This is a genomic window from uncultured Cardiobacterium sp. (genome assembly GCF_938028185.1).
Classification (GTDB): domain Bacteria; phylum Pseudomonadota; class Gammaproteobacteria; order Cardiobacteriales; family Cardiobacteriaceae; genus Cardiobacterium.
The window spans coordinates 1-1,655 of the sequence record NZ_CALJAH010000244.1; the positions used below are offsets into that span (position 1 = coordinate 1).

General features: G+C 60.7%; 1 pseudogene. It reads left to right on the forward strand.

Annotation, left to right across the window (positions count from 1 at the left end):
- Positions 1-1,655: pseudogene (locus Q0349_RS07065) on the forward strand (hypothetical protein); the annotation flags it as partial.

Genomic DNA, 1,655 nt, shown 5'->3' on the forward strand with positions numbered 1-1,655 from the left:
ATCTACAGCGAAGACGCGCGCGTCCACGCCGACAACATCAGCCTGAGCAAACAGGCGAACATTGAAGGCAAGGCGAACCATGCCGGCAGTATCAGCATCCAGGCGGACAACACCGGCACCCTGCACGCGACCATCAACGACGGTGACAACGTGGACAACAGCAAACCCGTCAGCTACCAGTGGTATGCGGGCAATGATGCCATTGCAGGCGCGACCGGGGCGGATTACACCCCGACCGGCCAGGCTACGGGCATCACCGTGCGCGCGACCTACACCGACGGCAACGGTCATGTGGAAAGCATCGTCAGCCCGCTGGCAGGCGCTGGCAAAGGCGGCAGCAACCACCCCGGCAGCGTTACTATCAGCGGCGAACCGCGCGAAGGTGCCCAGCTCACCGCGCAGGTTAGCGATGACGATGGCTTTGATGCCAATGCCGTCCAGTACACCTGGCTGCGTGATGGCACGCCAATCGACAACGTCAAGGGCGACACCTACCGCCTCACCAAGAACGATGTCGGCCACCAAATCAGCGTGCAGGCGTACTACCACGACAAAGCCGGGCATGAAGAAAACAACGTCATCAGCGCGAAAACCACGAAAATCGTCGAAGCCGATGCCAACCTGCCGCCGCAGGACAACCACGCCCCGACTGGCAGCGTTACCGTCAGCGGCTTGGCGCAGGCGGGTTCTACCCTGCACGCGGGCAACACCCTCGCCGACGAAGACGGCATGGGTGAGGTCAAATACCAGTGGCTGCGTGACGGCAAGGCGATTGACGGTGCAACCGGCAGCGCTTACACGCTGACCGCCGAGGACGTCGGTCACGGCATCAGCGTCAAGGCGAGCTACACCGACCAGAAAGCGCACGACGAAAGCAAAGACAGCCTTTCCAGCCTGAAACCGGCGGAAGCGGGCACGGCGCCGAGCTATAACTACGACTACGGCGAATCGACGATGGACTGGGCAGGCTTCAAATGGGTAGCGCGCGGCGGCGGCTTCAAAGAAAGCGGACCGCAGGCGAACAGCCAATGGTCGAAAGCCAACGCGCATCTCGACGGCAGCAACATGGATCTCTCCATCACCAATGCTGACGGCCACACCCCGGTTGCCTCCGAAATCGTCTCCACCCGCGCCATGGGCTACGGCACCTACGAAGCGACCTTCCACGCGGACTTCAGCAAATTCGACAAATACAGCGTCTTCGGCTTCTTTACCTTCGACTGGTCGCAAGACAAAGTGGATGACGGCTACCGCGAAATCGACGCCGTGGAAATCTCGCGTTGGGGCGACAGCGTGCTGAAAGGCACGACCACCTACTACCCCTACACCAGCGAAAAAGGCGTGCATCCGCAGCCGGACAGCGTCTGGCCGGAAAACTGGACGCACGGCACCGTCAAACTAGAGTGGACACCGCAGAAAATCAGCTGGACACTGCGCAACGCCGACACCGGCGAAGAAGTCACCAAAGACATCACCAGCGACATCGTCAAACCGGCGAACCAACAAATGCACTTCAACCTGTGGACATACAAACCGGGCAAAGACACCAAGACTGACGGCTGGCAAGACTCCGCTGCGACCGACCCGCAGAAAGTCACCCTCGAATCCTTCAGCTACACCCCGCTGAAAGACGACGGCAGCAACCACTCCAACAC